Below are 17,968 nucleotides of genomic sequence, written 5' to 3'. Positions count from 1 at the left end.
CCGCAGCCCGAACACGGAAGTTAAGTTCGCGCGCCGATGGTAATGAGGGGCTTCCCCTTGTGAGAGCAGGACGTTGCCGGGCAAACAGGACATCCATATTAATGGATGTCTTATTTTAGTTTATTTAAAAAGTATTGAAAGATATAAAGAAACTCAATGTAAGCGAGGATCAGAAGGACCAAGAAGATCAAGGAATCAAGGGAGAGAGACTCGCAATGGGCAATGCCCATGAGAATCGAGCGAGTGCAGATGACGAAGAGATTCGCCGGTCATCATGATCCGCAGCCCGAACACGGAAGTTAAGTTCGCGCGCCGATGGTAATGAGGGGCTTCCCCTTGTGAGAGCAGGACGTTGCCGGGCAAGCAGGACATCCATATCAATGGGTGTCTTTTTTAGTTTTTTAAAAAAAGTATTGAAAAGAAATCAATGTAAGCGAGGAGAATCAGTATGTTTTTTTACATATTGCTCTCGGCATATATTACATGTAAAATCGATTTTACGACCCATTATAATTGCTACAAGATTTAAGGGAGAAGGGAGTGGGCGCCATGCTTGAAAATGGATTCATGATGTTGGCTATTATTTTAGTTATAAATATTGTTTACGTATCTTTTTTCACGATTCGCATGATCCTGACTTTAAAAGGTTACCGCTATTTGGCCGCCGGTATTAGTGTTATTGAAATACTCGTGTATGTGGTGGGCTTAGGTTTGGTGCTTGATAACTTAAACAAAGTTCAAAATTTACTTGCCTATGCTGCAGGATATGGGATCGGGATTATTGTTGGATCAAAAATTGAAGAAAAGCTTGCGCTCGGATACATAACCGTTAATGTGATTACAAAAGAATATGATCGAGATTTGCCCAAACTACTCCGTGAGCAAGGCTACGGCGTGACGAGTTGGGCGGCGCAGGGTCTTGAAGGAGACAGAATGGCGATTCAAGTACTGACGCCAAGGAAATATGAATTAAAATTGTATCAGCAAATTAAGGAGTTAGATCCCAAAGCATTCATTATTGCCTATGAGCCGAAGGCCATTCATGGGGGATTTTGGGTGAAAACGGTCAAGAGAGGAAAGCTGGAGAAATGACCAAACAAAAGAAGAAGTTTTTTGTGGAGGAACATGAAACGATTGATGACTGCCTGGCCCGAATGGAACGGGAAGGATATAGGCCGGTGCGTCGGCTGGAAAAGCCGGTCTTTATGGAGGGGAAAGGTAATGGCGATTCTGAATATAAGCCCGTTTTGCAGAAAATTATTTTTGAGGGAGAGAAGATGTCCTGAATCCGAACATTATACAAAAAAGTTTAATTATTGTTCGATTATTGTTTGACATCCATTCGTCCGATTGTTAAGATGAATATGTAAAAAGCCTCGTATATCATGGGAATAAGGCCCATAAGTTTCTACCCAATTACCGTAAATAATTGGACTATGAGGAAAGTGGAATTTGGGAAGCATTTGAGATGCTTTTTTCAAATGCATAAGGTACTCCCGGATCAACTGCTTTCTATTCCAGAAAAGTAGTGATCCGGTTTTTTTATTCCGCTTTAACTGGCAATAAGACCTTAACTTCAAGAATGTTAGATCATAGGAGAATGGCAAGCGGGGGAACAACTGCCAGTAAAAGCCCGATTGGTTCAACCAACAATCAGTAGGAATGGAAGAAAAATCCCGCTGATTGAAGTTTCACTTTTATTTTATAAAATAGACGGAGGGTTTGATTGAATGAAAGCCGAAGTCGGAATTATTATGGGCAGTACATCCGATTGGGAAACGATGAAGCACGCCTGCGATATTTTGGATGAATTGGAAATACCGTATGAAAAAAAAGTCGTTTCTGCACATCGGACACCTGATTTGATGTTTGAGTATGCTGAAACCGCGAAGAAGCGCGGCTTGAAGGTCATTATTGCCGGAGCGGGCGGTGCGGCTCATTTACCGGGGATGGTGGCGGCCAAGACGGTGCTTCCGGTCATTGGTGTACCGGTAGAATCGAAGGCGTTAAAAGGGATGGACTCTTTGTTATCCATCGTTCAAATGCCGGGTGGTGTACCAGTAGCAACCGTTGCCATAGGAAAAGCTGGAGCAACGAATGCAGGGTTATTGGCAGCCCAAATACTTGGAACTATGAATGATGATATTTATGAAAAATTGGTAAATAGAAGGAATGTATTAAAAGAAAAAGTAATGGAAAGCAGTGATGAGCTTGTTTAGGGGTTTTATTGAACCGGGAAAAACCATCGGCATTATCGGCGGAGGACAACTTGGCCGGATGATGGCTATGTCGGCTAAAGCGGCGGGATACCGTATTGCCGTTGTAGAGCCGACGAGAGATTCACCTACAGGACAAGTAGCTGATGACGAAATTGTGGCATCATATGATGACCGACAAGCTCTGGAAAAGTTGGCCGCCATTAGTGATGTTATTACGTATGAATTTGAAAACGTCGACTATGAAGCGCTGAAATGGCTTACTGAGAAGACTTATGTTCCCCAGGGAGCAGAGATCATCAAAGTGACGCAAGACCGGATTTTGGAAAAACGAGCATTGACAGAGGCAGGGGTGGATGTCGCTCCTTTTGCCGTGATCGAAACGGAAGAAGATTTGAATAAGGAGCTCCGAACGATCGGCTTTCCTTCTGTTTTAAAGACGTCACGCGGAGGCTATGACGGAAAAGGACAGTATGTACTCCGAAAGGAAGAAGATATTGCCGCTGCAGCTGAGTTGTTGAAAAGTGGTCCGTGTGTGCTGGAATCATGGATTCCGTTTGACAAAGAAATATCCATGATTATTACCAAAAGTACAACCGGAGAGCTTGAATGTTTTCCAATAGGAGAAAATGTTCATGTAAACAACATTTTGCATGAAACGATTGTTCCGGCAAGAATTTCCAAAGCAGTAGAAGAACAGGCGGTCCTACTTGCCGAAAAAATTGCTGGGCATCTTGATCTTGTCGGGACGCTGGCAATTGAGATGTTTTTAACGAAAGATGGGGCGTTATACGTAAATGAATTGGCGCCACGTCCACACAATTCCGGCCATTATACGATTGAAGCATGCAATATTTCACAGTTTGCCCAGCATATTCGGGCTGTTTGCGGGTGGCCATTATTAAAGCCAAGGCTTTTGGAACAGGCTGTCATGATCAATATTCTCGGGCAGCATGTGGAAGGCGTGGTCAAGCAGATTCCAAAGCAGCCTCATTGGAATGTTCATTTATACGGAAAAGCAGAAGCAAAAGTGAACCGGAAAATGGGTCATATTACCGTGCTTTCCGATGATTTGGACGATACATTGGCAGCATTTGAGAACAGTGGCATATGGAAAAAATGATGTAAGGAAAAGTGAGGTACTTCAAATTATGATTGAACGTTACACAAGGCCTGAAATGGGAGCGGTATGGAAAGAGGAGAACCGCTACAATGCTTGGCTGGAAGTGGAAATACTTGCTTGTGAAGCATGGGCAGAACTGGGGGAGATTCCCAGGGAAGACGTGAAAAAAATTCGGGAAAAGGCTTCTTTTGATGTTGCCCGAATCAAAGAGATTGAGAAAGAAACAAGGCATGATGTCGTTGCTTTTACAAGGGCCGTGTCGGAAACATTAGGGGAAGAACGGAAATGGATTCACTACGGTTTAACATCAACGGATGTTGTGGACACTGCTCTTTCTTATTTGTTAAAACAGGCGAATAGTCTTATTGTAAAAGACTTGGAAAATATGATTTCCATTATCAAGGAAAAAGCGATTGAACATAAAGATACTGTTATGATGGGACGGACACACGGAGTTCATGCCGAGCCGACAACGTTCGGATTAAAGCTCGCATTATGGTATGAGGAAATGAAGCGGAATCTGGAACGATTTCAAGCGGCAGCAAAAGGAGTCGAGTTTGGCAAAATTTCTGGAGCTGTCGGCACCTACGCCAACATTGATCCATTTGTCGAGCAGTATGTTTGTGAAAAACTTGGTCTTCAGCCGGCGCCGATTTCTACGCAAACGTTGCAGCGTGACAGGCACGCCCATTACATGAGTGTCCTTGCTTTAATCGCCACGTCGATTGAAAAGTTTGCCATTGAAATCCGCGGTTTGCAAAAAAGCGAGACACGGGAAGTGGAAGAATTTTTCGCAAAGGGACAAAAAGGATCTTCCGCTATGCCGCATAAACGGAATCCGATCGCTTCCGAGAATATGACGGGAATGGCAAGGGTCATTCGCGGTTACATGATGACTGCGTATGAAAATGTCCCGCTTTGGCATGAAAGGGATATTTCCCACTCTTCTGCGGAACGAATCATTTTGCCAGATGCGACGATTGCCTTGAACTACATGTTAAACCGCTTCGGCAATGTTGTGAAAAATTTGACGGTTTACCCGGAAAATATGAAAAGGAACATGGAGAAAACACTCGGCTTAATTTTTTCACAGCAAGTGTTGCTTGCGCTAATTGAAAAGGGTCTTTCCCGTGAAGAAGCGTACGATACAGTTCAGCCAAAAGCGATGGAAGCCTGGGAAAAACAAGTTTCTTTTAAAAAGTTGATTGCCGAAGATGAGAAAGTGCAAAAGCTGCTTGGACCTGAGGAAATAGACGCTTGCTTTGATCCCCAATATCATTTAAAGCATGTTGATGCCATTTTTGAAAAACTTGGCTTGCGCCAGTGAAAGGAGAAATGAAAGATGTATAAAGTGAAGATATTCGTAACGTTGAGGGAAAGTGTTATTGACCCTGCAGGGGACGCTGCCATGAAAGAACTAAAAAGATCGGAATTTCCAGAAGTGGAAAGCTTACGCATTGGCAAATATATAGAAGTGACAATGGCTAAAACGGATAAAAACGTAGAAGAAGCTGTACAAGATATGTGCCGCAACTTGCTGGTCAACACGGAAGTGGAAGACTACCGGTTTGAAATCGAGGAGGTTGTTGCAGAGTGAAAATAGCCATTGTCGTTTTTCCGGGCACGACCTGTGAAACAGACACATTCGAAGCAGCTGGACAAGTTTCGGGTGTCAAGGCAACTTACGTATCTCACGATGAGACGGACCTTGATTCATTCGACGCCATTCTTCTTCCGGGAGGAGCGGCGTATGGAGACGCCATTCGTCCGGGAGCCATTGCCAAAAGACAGCCTGTCATGGGGGCAGTGAAGAAAGCGGCTGAAGCCGGAAAGCCAGTTGTCGGCATTGGGAACGGTTTTCAAATTTTGCTTGAAGCAGGTCTTCTTCCCGGCACGGTATTGCAAAACGAAACCTTGAAATTTGTTTGCAAGCAGATGGAATTATTCGTTCAAAATAGTGATACATGTTTTACTTCTTTATATGAGGACGGAGAAAAAATCAAAATGCCCATTGCCCATAAAGTGGGCAGGTACTTTTGTGATGAAGCTATCTATAAACAATTAAAGGAAAATAATCAAATTATCTTCACTTATACATCTGAAAATCCGAATGGCAGCATTGGGGGCATAGCCGGAATTACAAACGAACGTCGTAATGTCCTTGGCTTGATGCCGCATCCGGAACGAGCGATCGATACGCTTTTGGGAAGCACGGATGGCGTCAAATTGTTTCAATCTATTGAAAGAAACTGGAGGGAGTCACATGCCGCAAACGCTTGAACCTAGTCCGCAACAAATCAAGGAAGAAAAAATCTACCGAAAAATGGGATTGACAGATGAAGAGTTTGAGCGGGCGGAGAAAATGCTCGGGAGAACCCCGAATTATACGGAAACCGGACTTTTTTCCGTCATGTGGTCCGAACATTGCAGCTATAAAAGTTCCAAACCAGTTTTAAAAAGATTCCCGACGGAAGGCAAGCAAGTCCTTCAGGGGCCGGGTGAAGGCGCCGGAATCGTCGATATTGGCGATAACCAAGCGGTTGTATTTAAAATTGAAAGCCACAATTCTCCTTCTGCGATTGAACCGTACGAGGGTGCTGCAACAGGTGTGGGAGGCATTGTGCGTGACGTCTTCTCCATGGGAGCACGCCCGATTGCGGCGATGAATTCCTTGCGCTTTGGCGAATTGAGTTCTTCAAGGGTTCGCTATTTGCTTGAACAGGCTGTTGCCGGAATTGCTGATTACGGCAACACGCTCGGAGTTCCAACTGTCGGCGGTGAAATTCAGTTTGACCCGTCCTACGAGAGCAACCCGCTCGTCAATGCGATGGTTGTAGGTTTGTTGAATCACGAAGACATGCAAAAAGGCCAAGCCAAAGGCGTGGGCAACACGGTCATGTATGTTGGTTCCAAAACAGGACGCGACGGTATTCACGGAGCGACATTCTCCTCTTCGGAATTGTCGGAGGCGGAAGATGAAGAGCGGGCCGCGGTCCAAGCCGGCGATCCGTTTACCGAGAAACTGCTCATGGATGCCTGTTTGGAGCTCATTCATTCGGATGCGTTGATCGGTATTCAGGATATGGGGGCGGCCGGACTGACCAGTTCCTCTGCTGAAATGGCAAGTAAAGCAGGATATGGCGTTGAAATGGACTTGGATCTTGTTCCACAGCGGGAAGAGAATATGACACCTTATGAAATGATGTTGTCAGAGTCCCAGGAGCGGATGTTGATCGTTATTAAAAAAGGCCGTGAGCAAGAGATTATTGATTTATTTGCAAAATATGACCTTGAAGCTGTGTCCATTGGACATGTTACTGATGATAAAATGCTTCGTCTTTTCCATAAAGGAGCAGTTGTGGCTGAAGTTCCTGCCGATGCTTTGGCGGAAGATGCGCCCGTGTATCATAAAAAGGCCGAGGAACCAGCTTATTATCGTGAATTCCAGTCAATGGAGCAGGATGTTATTCACATAACAGATTATCAGGAAACGTTGCTCAAACTTTTGGAACAACCAACAATTGCGAGCAAGCAGTGGGTGTATGAACAATTTGACCATCAAGTCGGATTAAATACAGTTGTAACGCCAGGATCTGATGCGGCAGTCGTTAGAATTCCGGGTAAGAATAAAGCCATTGCCATTTCAACGGACTGTAATTCCCGATACATTTATTTGGACCCGGAAACAGGCGGGAAAATTGCAGTTGCCGAGGCGGCGCGCAACGTCGTTTGCTCGGGTGCGGAACCGCTCGCCATTACCGATGGTTTGAACTTCGGGAGCCCGGATAAACCGGAAATTTTTTGGCAAATAGAAAAGTCTGCAGAAGGAATCAGTGCCGCTTGCCGAGCCTTGAACAGTCCAGTTATTAGCGGAAACGTCTCCCTGTACAATGAGAAAAGCGGAAAAGCGATTTACCCGACACCCATCATCGGTATGGTCGGCTTGATCTCTGATCTTGATCATGTTACGACACAATCTTTCAAAGCAAAAGGCGACTTAGTCTACATGATTGGGGAAACAAAGCAGGAATTTGGAGGAAGCGAGCTGCAAAAAATGGTTCGCGGCGACATTTCCGGAAAAGCGCCTGAGATTGACTTAGATAAAGAAGTGAGAAGACAGAAACAATTACTTGAAGCCATCAGGAGCGGACTTGTATCATCTGCTCATGACATCTCTGAAGGCGGAGCGGCTGTTGCACTAGCAGAATGTTTATTTGAAACGGATGGACTTGGTGCAGAAATCACATTACCAGGTGATGAAACAACCGTTTTATTCTCGGAAACACAGTCACGTTTTATCGTGTCGGTGAAAAAAGAAAATCAAGCAGCGTTCGAACAAGCAGTTGAAGATGCGCAATTCATTGGTGAAGTTACCGGCAATGAAGAACTTGTCATTCAAAATGAGAACAAAGAACTTTTAATCAAAATCAACAGCAAATCGTTGGAAGAAGCATGGAAAAAAGCAATTCCGCGTTTGCTGAATAAAGTTTAAATGAGGAATGCGGCGTGTTTGGAATATGGGGACATCCCGATGCGACAAGAATGACATATTATGGATTGCACAGTTTGCAGCATAGAGGGCAAGAAGGAGTCGGCATCGTAACTACAGATGGGGAACGCCTGCAAGGCATCAAGGGAGAAGGACTTCTGAACGAAGTGTTCGACGAGAAAAAACTTGATAGCCTGAAGGGCATCGGAGCTATTGGCCATGTTCGCTATGGAGGAAAAAAGGGGATTGAAAATATTCAGCCCCTTCTATTCCACTCATCTAGCGGAAGCCTTGCGCTTGCACAAAATGGAAACTTAATCAATGCCAATGATTTAAAACATCAATTGGAAATGCAGGGAAGTATTTTTCAAACGAATACAGACACGGAAGTTTTGGCTCATCTTATAAAACGAAGCGGCTATTTGGCGCAGGAAGATAAGGTGAAAAATGCCCTTTCGATGGTAAAAGGCGCGTATTCTTTTATGATGTTAACGGAAAAGGAATTAATTATTGCCCAGGATCCGAATGGCCTCCGTCCCCTTTCGATCGGAAAAGTCGGTGATGCCTATTGCGTTGCGGCTGAAACCTGCGCCTATGATTTAATCGGAGCAGAGTATATCCGTGATGTCGAACCTGGCGAGCTCATTATTATTGATCGCGATGGGATTCATGAAGAGCGCTTTTCCTTGTCTGCCACCCATGCGATGTGTACGATGGAATACGTCTATTTTTCCCGGCCGGACAGTGATATTGGCGGAATCAATATCCATACGGCAAGAAAGAATTTGGGGAAACAGCTTGCTCTTGAAGTGAATGTCCAAGGGGATGTTGTAACGGGGGTGCCGGATTCCAGCATTTCGGCAGCGATCGGCTTTGCGGAAACGGCCGGTATTCCTTATGAACTGGGTCTGATCAAAAACCGGTATGTTGGAAGGACATTTATTAAGCCGACTCAGGAACTTCGCGAGCAGGGTGTCAAAATGAAGCTTTCCCCCGTTCGGAAAGTTGTTGAAGGCAAGCGGGTGATTATGGTGGACGACTCGATCGTTCGGGGAACGACGAGCAAGCGGATCGTCAGAATGTTAAAACAAGCAGGAGCAACAGAAGTCCATGTTTGCATTAGCTCGCCGCCGATGACAAACCCTTGTTTTTACGGGATTGATGTATCCACACACGAAGAGCTCATTGCAGCGAACCATTCAATGGAAGAGATCCGCGAAATCATCGGAGCCGACTCCCTGACTTTTTTAAGTGTGGAAGGTATGCTGAAAGCAATTGGCAGAAGCGAAAATATGGGGAAAAATTGCGGTCAGTGTATGGCCTGCTTTACTGGAGAATATCCAACGGAAATTTATCCGGACACACCATTGCCATATGAAAAAGAGATGAAATAAAGTGAAACTTCAATCAGTAGGCGTTTTCTTCCATCTCCTACTGAATGTTAGTTGAACGAATCGGTCATGTAGGTGCCGTTTTCTCCCACTTAGATCTTTTGTATCAACTCAGGTCTTGAAGTGGTGTATATGGCACCTTAAAAATAGGCATCGGGGACTTGCGGGCGGCTGTTTTTAAAATGTGTAATAGGAGGCAATAACGATGGCTGACGCCTATCGAAAAGCGGGAGTTAACATTGAAGCCGGATATGAGGCTGTAGAAAAAATTAAGAAACATGTAAAGCGGACAGAAAGGCTTGGCGTGATGGGACAGTTAGGCGGTTTTGGCGGTGCTTTCGATTTATCGCAATTACATTTGAAAGAGCCTGTTCTTGTTTCAGGAACAGATGGTGTTGGAACGAAGCTGAAGCTTGCCTTTATGATGGATCGCCACGATACAATCGGTATTGACTGCGTGGCCATGTGTGTAAATGATGTCGTTGTCCAAGGTGCTGAGCCGCTTTATTTTCTTGATTATATTGCATGTGGAAAAGCGGTGCCCGATAAGATTGAACAAATCGTAAAAGGCATTGCGGATGGCTGCGAATTAGCAGGTTGTGCGTTGATTGGCGGAGAAACCGCGGAAATGCCCGGTTTATACAAAGAGAATGAGTATGACTTAGCCGGCTTTACCGTGGGCGCTTGTGAAAAATCGGCGTTGATAACTGGAGAGCGGATTGGAGAAGGGGATGTACTCATTGGCTTGGCTTCAAGCGGCATCCACAGTAACGGCTATTCTTTAGTGAGAAAAATATTTTTCGAAGATCATTCCTTTACGGTGGATGAACAATTGCCTGAATTGGACGGAACCCTTGGGGCTGAGCTGTTAAAACCGACAAAAATTTATGTAAAGCAAGTTGTTGCGGCTCTTCAGCAGTTTGAAATAAAAGGAATGGCCCACATTACCGGTGGGGGCTTTATCGAAAATATCCCGAGAATGCTTCCAAAAGGGATGGGGGCAGAAATGAACATCGGCTCTTGGCCCATCCTGCCCATTTTCCATGCGCTTGAAAAATACGGAAAGCTCACGAAAGAAGAAATGTTTAACATCTTCAATATGGGGATCGGATTTGTTTTGGCAGTTCATGAAGACGATGCGGAAAGTGCGGTTCATTTTTTGAGCGAGCAAGGGGAAAAAGCCTACATTATTGGCAAAGTTGTCAAAGGAGAAGGCGTCCAGTTTCAAGATGCGGAGGCGTCATCGTGAAAAATATAGCCGTTTTTGCTTCTGGAAACGGAAGCAACTTCCAAGCAATTGTTGATGCGATTGAAGCGGGAATCCTTCATGCGAACGTAAGTCTGCTTGTTTGCGACAAGCCGGGAGCATTTGTGATAGAAAGGGCGGAGAAGGCGGGTGTTCCCGTTTATTCGTTTGCTCCGAAAGAGTTTTCATCCAAAACGGCATTTGAACAGGCTATCCATGAGCAATTGGAAAAGTATGGTGTGGATTACATCGTTTTGGCTGGCTATATGCGCTTAATTGGCCCATTTTTACTTGAAAAATATCCTGGAAGAATCATAAATATTCATCCATCGCTGCTGCCGGCATTTCCGGGAAAAGACGCAATCGGCCAAGCCGTCTCGGCAGGGGTGAAAGTAACAGGAGTAACGATTCACTTTGTCGATGAAGGGATGGATACAGGCCCGATTATTGCCCAGCGCGCCATCGAAATTGCTGATGGAGAAACGGAGCAAGAAGTGGCGGAAAAAATCCATGCGGTCGAACATGTATTTTATCCCGAAACGCTTGAAAAGCTGTTAAATTAAATTTTTGGAAGGTGCTGTAAACATGAAAAGAGCGCTGATCAGTGTCTCGGATAAGACAGGTATTGTTGAATTTGCAAAGCAATTGGTGGACCTCGGGTATGAAATTTTATCAACTGGCGGGACAAAACGCATTTTGGAAGAAAACGGATTGCCCGTAACCGGTGTTGATGAAGTAACAGGTTTTCCGGAGATTTTGGAAGGCAGGGTAAAAACACTCCACCCATTCATTCACGGAGGATTGCTTGCCAAAGGGAATGATCCTTCTCATACGAAGCATTTGGAGGAACAGGGCATCCAAAGAATTGAGCTTGTCTGCGTAAACTTATATCCGTTCCAAAAAACGATTGAAAAGCCTGGCGTAACGCCGGAAGAAGCAATCGAAAATATTGATATCGGTGGACCTGCAATGTTAAGGGCATCTGCCAAAAATCATGAAAGTGTTACAGTCATTGTTGACAGTGCAGATTATGATGAGGTTATTTCTGCCCTTCGTGACAGCGGAGAAGTTCCACTTGAAACGAAAAGAAGGTTGGCGGCGAAGGTGTTCCGTCATACGGCTTCTTACGATGCGTTGATCGCCGGGTACATGACTGAGCTTGCCGAAGAAGAGCAGCCGGAACGGGTGACGTTTACATACGAACTGAAACAGCCACTCCGATATGGTGAGAATCCTCATCAAAAAGCAGCTTTCTATGCCCGGCCGTTTGGTTCCAAGTTCTCTATCGCGCATGCCAAGCAGCTTCATGGCAAGGAGCTTTCTTATAATAACATTCATGATGCCGATGCGGCGCTGCAAATTGTGAAAGAATTTGAAGAGCCTGCCGCTGTTGCAGTCAAGCATATGAATCCATGCGGAGTCGGAATAGGTGAAAGTGCCGCTGCTGCTTTTGCAAAAGCATACGAAGCGGATCCAACATCGATTTTCGGAGGAATTATTGCTTTCAATCGTGAAGTGGATGCGGACACAGCCAATAAGCTGAGAGAAATTTTCCTTGAAATTATTATTGCGCCATCATTCACAGAAGAGGCACTGGACATTTTAACCGCCAAGAAAAACATTCGGCTTTTGACGATTGATTTCCATGCGGAAAAAGTGAGAGAAAAGATGTTAACGTCGATTGAAGGCGGGCTGCTTGTTCAAGACCAGGATGAACATACGCTGGCAGAAGCTGAAGTCACGGTGCCTACAACACGAAAGCCGACGGATGATGAGATGACTGCGTTGAAGCTGGCTTGGAAAGTGGTCAAGCACGTAAAATCAAATGCGATTGTCGTTGCTGACCAATCAATGACACTCGGAGTTGGCGCAGGACAAATGAACCGTGTGGGTGCTGCCAAAATTGCGCTTGAACAGGCGGGAGAGAAGGCAAATGGAGCTGTTCTTGCTTCAGATGCATTTTTCCCAATGAGTGATACAGTGGAAGAAGCAGCGTGCGCCGGCATTAAAGCGATTATTCAACCGGGCGGGTCTATTCGGGATGAAGATTCCATTCAAATGGCCGACAAACACGGAATCGCCATGGTCTTTACAGGTGTACGCCATTTTAAACACTAATAACGATATTGGATGGTGAAGTGTAATGAAGGTTTTAGTGATTGGAAGCGGAGGCCGGGAACACGCCATTTGTAAAAAAATGAAAGAAAGCAAACAAGTAACTGCGGTTTTTTGTGCCCCGGGAAATGCGGGGATTTCCGAAGATGCCACGATCGTACCGATTAAAGAAACAAAGTTTGCCGATTTAATTGATTTTGCCAAAAAGGAAGAGATTGATTTAACGGTTGTAGGTCCCGAGGTTCCGTTAAACGCCGGCATTGTCGATGAATTCGAGGCGGCGGGATTGAAGATTTTCGGCCCGCGGAAAAATGCCGCTATCATCGAAGGCAGTAAATCATTTGCTAAAGATTTAATGAAAAAATATCAAATCCCAACAGCCGCTTATGAAACATCCCACTCTTATGAAGAAGCGAAGGCTTATATTGACAAACAGGGCGCCCCGATTGTGATTAAAGCAGATGGTTTGGCAGCCGGAAAAGGTGTCGTCGTGGCAATGACAGACGAAGAAGCTGACACGGCACTGAAAGAAATGCTGTTGGACGAAAAATTTGGTGAATCATCCGCAAGTGTTGTCATTGAGGAATTTTTAGAAGGCGAAGAATTTTCCCTCATGGCTTTCGTAAAAGGAGAAAACGTCTTTCCGATGGTCATCGCCCAAGACCATAAACGAGCTTTTGACGGCGACAAGGGGCCGAATACGGGAGGAATGGGTGCCTACACCCCTGTTCCTCACATTCCGGATATCGAAGTCGAGCGGGCAGTTGCTGAAATTGTGATCCCGACCGCCAAAGCCATGGTACGAGAAGGAAGACCCTTTACCGGGATTTTATATGCCGGGCTGATCTTAACAAAAGAAGGGCCGAAAACGATCGAATTTAATGCCCGTTTTGGCGACCCTGAAACCCAAGTTGTCCTGGAGCGCCTGGACAGCGACTTGGCAGAACTCATTCAAGATTTGCTCGCCGGAAAAGAACCAGTCATCAAATGGTCTGCCGACGCCGTGATCGGAGTAGTCGTCGCATCCAACGGCTATCCAGGAGACTATGAAAAAGGACTGCCAATCCCGGATTTAAACGTTCTCGATCCCTCCATTCAAGTGTTCCACGCCGGAACTGCAGCCGGAAGCGAGCCTGGGACGTACGTATCAAATGGTGGCCGGCTATTATTGGCCGCTGCTAAAGGAGCCAATATTCCAGAAGCCTATGCCAACGTGTACAAAGAAATGAAAAAGCTGGATAGCGATCATTTCTTTTACAGAAGCGATATCGGGCATAAGGCACTGTAAATAAAGGATGAAAAAGATGATCTCTGTTTTTAGATGAGGTCATCTTTTTTATTCCTTTGTACTTTTTCTATTGTCCTGACTTGGGAAGCTTATACGCTATGAGTCCTGGAAAGGGGGAGTATTTTCTTTCGAAGATCGAGACGAGGAGCTTTCGCTCTTAAGAATTATTTTCCTCATTTATGCGGAATTGTAATCGTTTAATTCCGCAAATTTCAGGTACAAATAGGATGACAATGATGCTAACATATTCTGAAATAGCAGAAATAACGGAAGCGTTTTTATTGGAAAGTTGACTGAAAGAAAGAGATGTGGATAGAGATGTGGATCATCGTTTGTATTTGCAGATCTGGCCAGCACTAAAATAAGCACATTTTTTTGTAGCCCCAAAAGCTGGTTTTGGCGATGAAAATTGAGCTTGATTGACGGTGCGAAGCACTTCTTCATCAGCTCGGAGCAAGTGGCGCAAAACCAGCATTATGTTGAAGAACTTTGGTGCTGTGGCGGCTTAGTGATGACAGTTTTGAAAAGTACTCTCATATTCGATTTGAAAGGAGAACATGGGTATGAAGGAGAAACTTGAGAGTTTGTCTGTTTCAGAGTTGCTTTACCGGGCCTATCAATTGGAGCCGGAAAAGGAAGTATTGTTTGACGGCTATAGCAGAATGACTTATGGAGAACTCATGGATCAATCTTGTTTATTGGCGGCTTCCCTTCAAAAAATGGGCATCAGTAAAGGAGATAGAATTGCAGTCTGCTTGCCCAATTGGAATGAATTTGTTGTGATTTATTTTGCCGCTGCCCATATTGGAGCGGTTATTGTTCCTTTTAATACGAGGTACCGCATGTATGAAGTCCAATATAATATAAGAAATTCAGGAGCGAAGGTGGCGTTTTTTACAAATGAATTTGAGGGTGTAAACCACATGGAACAGTTCCAGGAAGCAAAGGAAAATGTCACTTCCCTGAAACAACTGATTACTGTTCGGTACAAGGCGGATCAACTGGAAAGCTATGAGCAAATAATAAAAGGAGAAGAAGTATGCACCTCTTTTAATCGGACTGCCGTCAATCCGAAAAAAGATGTGTTTACGATTTTATTTACATCGGGTTCAACCGGCTCCCCGAAAGGGGCCATGCTTACTCATGCCAATGTTGTGATGACCGCCATAAAAACAGCGGAACAAATGGATTGTACAGCAGAGGACGTCTTTTTCGTGTCTGTCCCGGTTTTTCATGTATTCGGCATGGTACCAAGCATCCTATCCGCAGTTTCGGTAGGCGCCCGCATGGTACTGCTGGATGAATACAAACCGGAAAAAGCTTTGTCATTGACGGAATCCGAAAAAATTACGGTCAAACACGGTGTACCAACGATGTTCATCTTAGAATTAAATCATAAAAACTGTCACCAATACGATCTATCTTCTCTAAGAACGGGAATTATCGCTGCTGCGCCGTGTCCGGTTGAAATTGTTAAACGGATTCGTCAGGAAATGGGCTGTGAGATTATGGTCGCGTATGGATTAAGTGAAACTTCACCGACATTGACGATGACAAGCTTTTCCGACAGTGATGTCGTACGGGCGGAAACCGTTGGAAAGGCACTTCCAGGGGCAGAAGTGAAGATTGTAGATAACAATCGCAATGAGGTAATGAATGGTGAAGTAGGGGAAATCGCTTGCCGGAGCTTTGGCGTTATGAAAGGTTATTGCAACATGCCGGAACACACAAAAGCAGTCTTGGATGAAGACGGCTGGTTTTATACTGGCGATCTTGGCACAATCGATATTGAAGGAAACCTCCGAATTGTCGGAAGGAAAAAAGAAATGGTTGTAAGGGGCGGCTATAATATTTATCCGAGAGAAATCGAAGAAGTCTTTTACCAACATCCTGACGTAATGGAAGCAGCCGTAGTGGGCCTTCCTGATACAGTGCTGGGAGAAATTTCGTGTGCATGCATTAAATTAAAGCCGCACAGCCAAATGGATGAAAAGGATCTTTTCCAGTTTATCAGAGAGAGAATCGCTGATTACAAAGTGCCGGATAAAATGATTATTTTAGATGAATTTCCGATGACCGCGAGCGGTAAGATCAAAAAAATTTCTTTGCGGGAAGAATTAATTGAAAACCTTGAAGGAGAGTTAAGATGAGGTCCTCAGAGAAAGAGATGGACGACTGATTTTTTTCTATTTTAGGTTTTTCAAACGGAGGAGGTTCAAGAGAAGGGATGGAAGAACGAATGAAAAATCAAACTGGTGTAAAAAGAAAAGGGAAGCCGGTTGCGTTGAAAAGGGACATTCAATAAATGTGATTTAGGAGAGCGTTCCAATTTTCATTACATGATCTTGGTACCTCTTTCTTATCGAATTAGCCAATCTCTTCGGACATTTCTGGTTTTCCGTTTTGTCGAGAAGCTTCTACAATGCATCCGATGATGGAAAAATAAATGTAGAGAAAGGGCAAATAAGTATTCCGTTTTCAGTTTCTTTGCTTTTCCTTTTGTGGAATCTTTAGACGTTAAAAATGAAATGTATTGACAATGAAACACAACTTCCTTATTATTATGTTTAATAGACGGTGTGAATAAAAAGATAATAAAGGAAGAAGGGAGGTCATGATGTGCTCAATCAGGCGCAATCATTCCGGCCTTATTGTTCTTTCTGCGATTCGGAAGACGTTAGCCGAATCTCTTCGTTTGGTACAGCGCAGCTTGTCTCACAATACTACTGCAATCATTGCAAGAGTGTGTTTGAATGTATCAGATGGCAACAAGAAGAAAAAATGTAAGCGTTTCAAGTTTATATAGAAAAATCACATTTTTGAAAGTGCAGGAAAACACCTTGAAATATGCAAGGGAAATCATATAAAGTGCATCTATGCGGTGGCCAATATGAAGCTGTCCATTAGAATGGATGTCCAATGTGGCTATCCGGTTATGAAGGCGGGCTACAAAACTTGTTGTTCCGCTCCGAAAATATTCATGGAGGGTTGAATGCCTTTTGGAAAATGGGAATCCGGATTGGTAAAGAGGCTGTCCAGCAAATGGCTGCCGGCTTTTTATAAACAGCGGTAGTCTTTTTAAAAAAATTTTCCAAATGATATAATAAAGGAGGGAAAATATGAGAATAAGATGGTGAAAATATGAAGCCCAGAGGATTGATGTTCACGCTTTTTGGAGAGTATATCCAGCATTATGGAGGAGAAATATGGATTGGAAGCCTAATACGGCTCATGTCCCATTTTGGATTGTCAGAATCTTCTTGCCGCGGCGCCACTTTGAGGATGGTGCAGCAAGGCTTTATACAGGCCAGAAAAATTGGCAATAAAAGCTATTATTCTTTGACAGAGAAAGGGAAAAGAACGGTTTTTGATGGAGTATCAAGGGTTTATTCCGCGCCGAATCCGAAATGGGACGGCAAATGGCGGATTTTTACATATTCCATTCCGGAAGAAATGCGGGAATTAAGAAATCAACTGCGCAAGGATTTAAGTTGGCTTGGCTTTGGGGCTATTTCCAATGGTGTATGGGCCACCCCTAACCCCATCGAAAAGCAAGTAATGGAAATGGTTCAGGAACATCATTTAAACGACTACAGTATTCTGTTTACTTCCAGTTCGTTTGTTTCCCATGATGATCAAGATATCATTCATAAAGGCTGGGACTTGGATCAAATTGAAGAAAAACATGCCGACTTCATTGCACGTTATAAAAATAAATTTGAGCAGCTTAAAGAAGATGCCTGGAACAGTAAATTAACGGATAATCAGTGTTTTATCGATAGAACGGAGCTTGTCCACGAATATAGGAAATTTTTATTTTTCGACCCCAACTTTCCAGCGGACTTCTTACCGCGTGATTGGATCGGATTTCGGGCAAGAGAGCTATTTTTTAATATCCACCAGTTGTTGGCTATTCCGGCCATCCGGTATTTTGAGTCTGTTTTTGAGCAGGCGCCAGACACCAAGGCCGCGTATAACCGGGATCGGGCGATCAATCCATTCATGAATATCGTATAAGCCAGCATCTTTCAATGAAAGGAGCAAGCCATGAAAACCGATTTTGAAACGATCATATTTAAAGTGAGTGAAGGAGTTGCCCA

General features: G+C 44.3%; 16 protein-coding genes and 1 riboswitch. All 16 genes read left to right on the top strand.

Annotation, left to right across the window (positions count from 1 at the left end; genetic code table 11):
- Positions 1-549: 549 nt before the first annotated feature.
- The 16 genes from NST31_RS05465 to NST31_RS05390 all read left to right on the top strand — a co-directional run bounded on the left by NST31_RS05465 (position 550) and on the right by NST31_RS05390 (position 17,885).
- On the top strand, positions 550-1,092 hold the full coding sequence (locus tag NST31_RS05465; RefSeq protein ID WP_077110070.1) for a DUF5698 domain-containing protein: 543 nt from the start codon (positions 550-552) through the stop codon (positions 1,090-1,092).
- Positions 1,089-1,286: an NETI motif-containing protein gene (locus NST31_RS05460; protein ID WP_339164415.1), complete on the top strand. Its 198-nt coding sequence runs from the start codon at positions 1,089-1,091 to the stop codon at positions 1,284-1,286. The genes NST31_RS05465 and NST31_RS05460 overlap by 4 nt, the downstream gene beginning before the upstream one ends.
- Before the next feature lie 70 nt (positions 1,287-1,356).
- Positions 1,357-1,457: riboswitch (purine riboswitch) on the top strand.
- 273 nt (positions 1,458-1,730) lie between these two features.
- Positions 1,731-2,219 carry a 5-(carboxyamino)imidazole ribonucleotide mutase gene (gene purE / locus NST31_RS05455; protein WP_077110014.1) on the top strand — a complete coding sequence of 163 codons (489 nt, stop codon included), beginning with the start codon at positions 1,731-1,733 and terminating at the stop codon, positions 2,217-2,219.
- Positions 2,206-3,339, top strand: a complete 1,134-nt coding sequence (gene purK / locus NST31_RS05450) for a 5-(carboxyamino)imidazole ribonucleotide synthase (protein WP_339164414.1) — start codon at positions 2,206-2,208, stop codon at positions 3,337-3,339. Before purE ends, purK begins: the two co-directional genes overlap by 14 nt.
- Positions 3,340-3,367: 28 nt before the next feature.
- Positions 3,368-4,666 carry an adenylosuccinate lyase gene (gene purB, locus NST31_RS05445; RefSeq protein ID WP_339164412.1) on the top strand — a complete coding sequence of 433 codons (1,299 nt, stop codon included), beginning with the start codon at positions 3,368-3,370 and terminating at the stop codon, positions 4,664-4,666.
- A gap of 15 nt (positions 4,667-4,681) precedes the next feature.
- Entirely contained in the window at positions 4,682-4,936 is a 255-nt protein-coding gene (purS, locus tag NST31_RS05440) for a phosphoribosylformylglycinamidine synthase subunit PurS (RefSeq protein WP_077110016.1), read from the top strand.
- Positions 4,933-5,619: a phosphoribosylformylglycinamidine synthase subunit PurQ gene (gene purQ / locus NST31_RS05435; protein ID WP_077110017.1), complete on the top strand. Its 687-nt coding sequence runs from the start codon at positions 4,933-4,935 to the stop codon at positions 5,617-5,619. The genes purS and purQ overlap by 4 nt, the downstream gene beginning before the upstream one ends.
- Complete coding sequence (gene purL / locus NST31_RS05430; RefSeq protein WP_339164408.1) at positions 5,603-7,831, top strand: phosphoribosylformylglycinamidine synthase subunit PurL; 2,229 nt, start codon at positions 5,603-5,605, stop codon at positions 7,829-7,831. The genes purQ and purL overlap by 17 nt, the downstream gene beginning before the upstream one ends.
- 14 nt (positions 7,832-7,845) lie before the next feature.
- Positions 7,846-9,222, top strand: a complete 1,377-nt coding sequence (purF, locus tag NST31_RS05425; RefSeq protein ID WP_339164406.1) for an amidophosphoribosyltransferase — start codon at positions 7,846-7,848, stop codon at positions 9,220-9,222.
- A gap of 202 nt (positions 9,223-9,424) precedes the next feature.
- A complete protein-coding gene (purM, locus tag NST31_RS05420; RefSeq protein ID WP_339164405.1) occupies positions 9,425-10,468 on the top strand; it encodes a phosphoribosylformylglycinamidine cyclo-ligase in 1,044 nt (347 codons plus the stop codon).
- Positions 10,465-11,028: a phosphoribosylglycinamide formyltransferase gene (purN, locus tag NST31_RS05415; RefSeq protein ID WP_339164403.1), complete on the top strand. Its 564-nt coding sequence runs from the start codon at positions 10,465-10,467 to the stop codon at positions 11,026-11,028. Before purM ends, purN begins: the two co-directional genes overlap by 4 nt.
- 22 nt (positions 11,029-11,050) lie before the next feature.
- Positions 11,051-12,583: a bifunctional phosphoribosylaminoimidazolecarboxamide formyltransferase/IMP cyclohydrolase gene (gene purH / locus NST31_RS05410; protein ID WP_339164401.1), complete on the top strand. Its 1,533-nt coding sequence runs from the start codon at positions 11,051-11,053 to the stop codon at positions 12,581-12,583.
- 25 nt (positions 12,584-12,608) lie between these two features.
- Positions 12,609-13,868 (top strand): phosphoribosylamine--glycine ligase, encoded by a 1,260-nt coding sequence (gene purD, locus NST31_RS05405; protein ID WP_339164399.1) that lies wholly within the window; start codon positions 12,609-12,611, stop codon positions 13,866-13,868.
- A gap of 563 nt (positions 13,869-14,431) precedes the next feature.
- Complete coding sequence (locus NST31_RS05400) at positions 14,432-16,018, top strand: AMP-binding protein (RefSeq protein ID WP_339164397.1); 1,587 nt, start codon at positions 14,432-14,434, stop codon at positions 16,016-16,018.
- Between the two features lie 769 nt (positions 16,019-16,787).
- The gene (locus tag NST31_RS05395; protein ID WP_339164394.1) at positions 16,788-16,931 is read left to right on the top strand and encodes a hypothetical protein; all 144 of its coding nucleotides are present in this window, start codon (positions 16,788-16,790) and stop codon (positions 16,929-16,931) included.
- A 78-nt stretch (positions 16,932-17,009) separates the two neighbouring features.
- Positions 17,010-17,885, top strand: a complete 876-nt coding sequence (locus tag NST31_RS05390; protein WP_339164392.1) for a PaaX family transcriptional regulator C-terminal domain-containing protein — start codon at positions 17,010-17,012, stop codon at positions 17,883-17,885.
- Positions 17,886-17,968 lie beyond the last annotated feature (83 nt).

The sequence above is a fragment of the Siminovitchia sp. FSL W7-1587 genome (assembly GCF_037963795.1).
Classification (GTDB): Bacteria; Bacillota; Bacilli; order Bacillales; family Bacillaceae_C; genus Siminovitchia; species Siminovitchia thermophila.
This window is presented reverse-complemented; position numbering and strand designations above follow the sequence as displayed.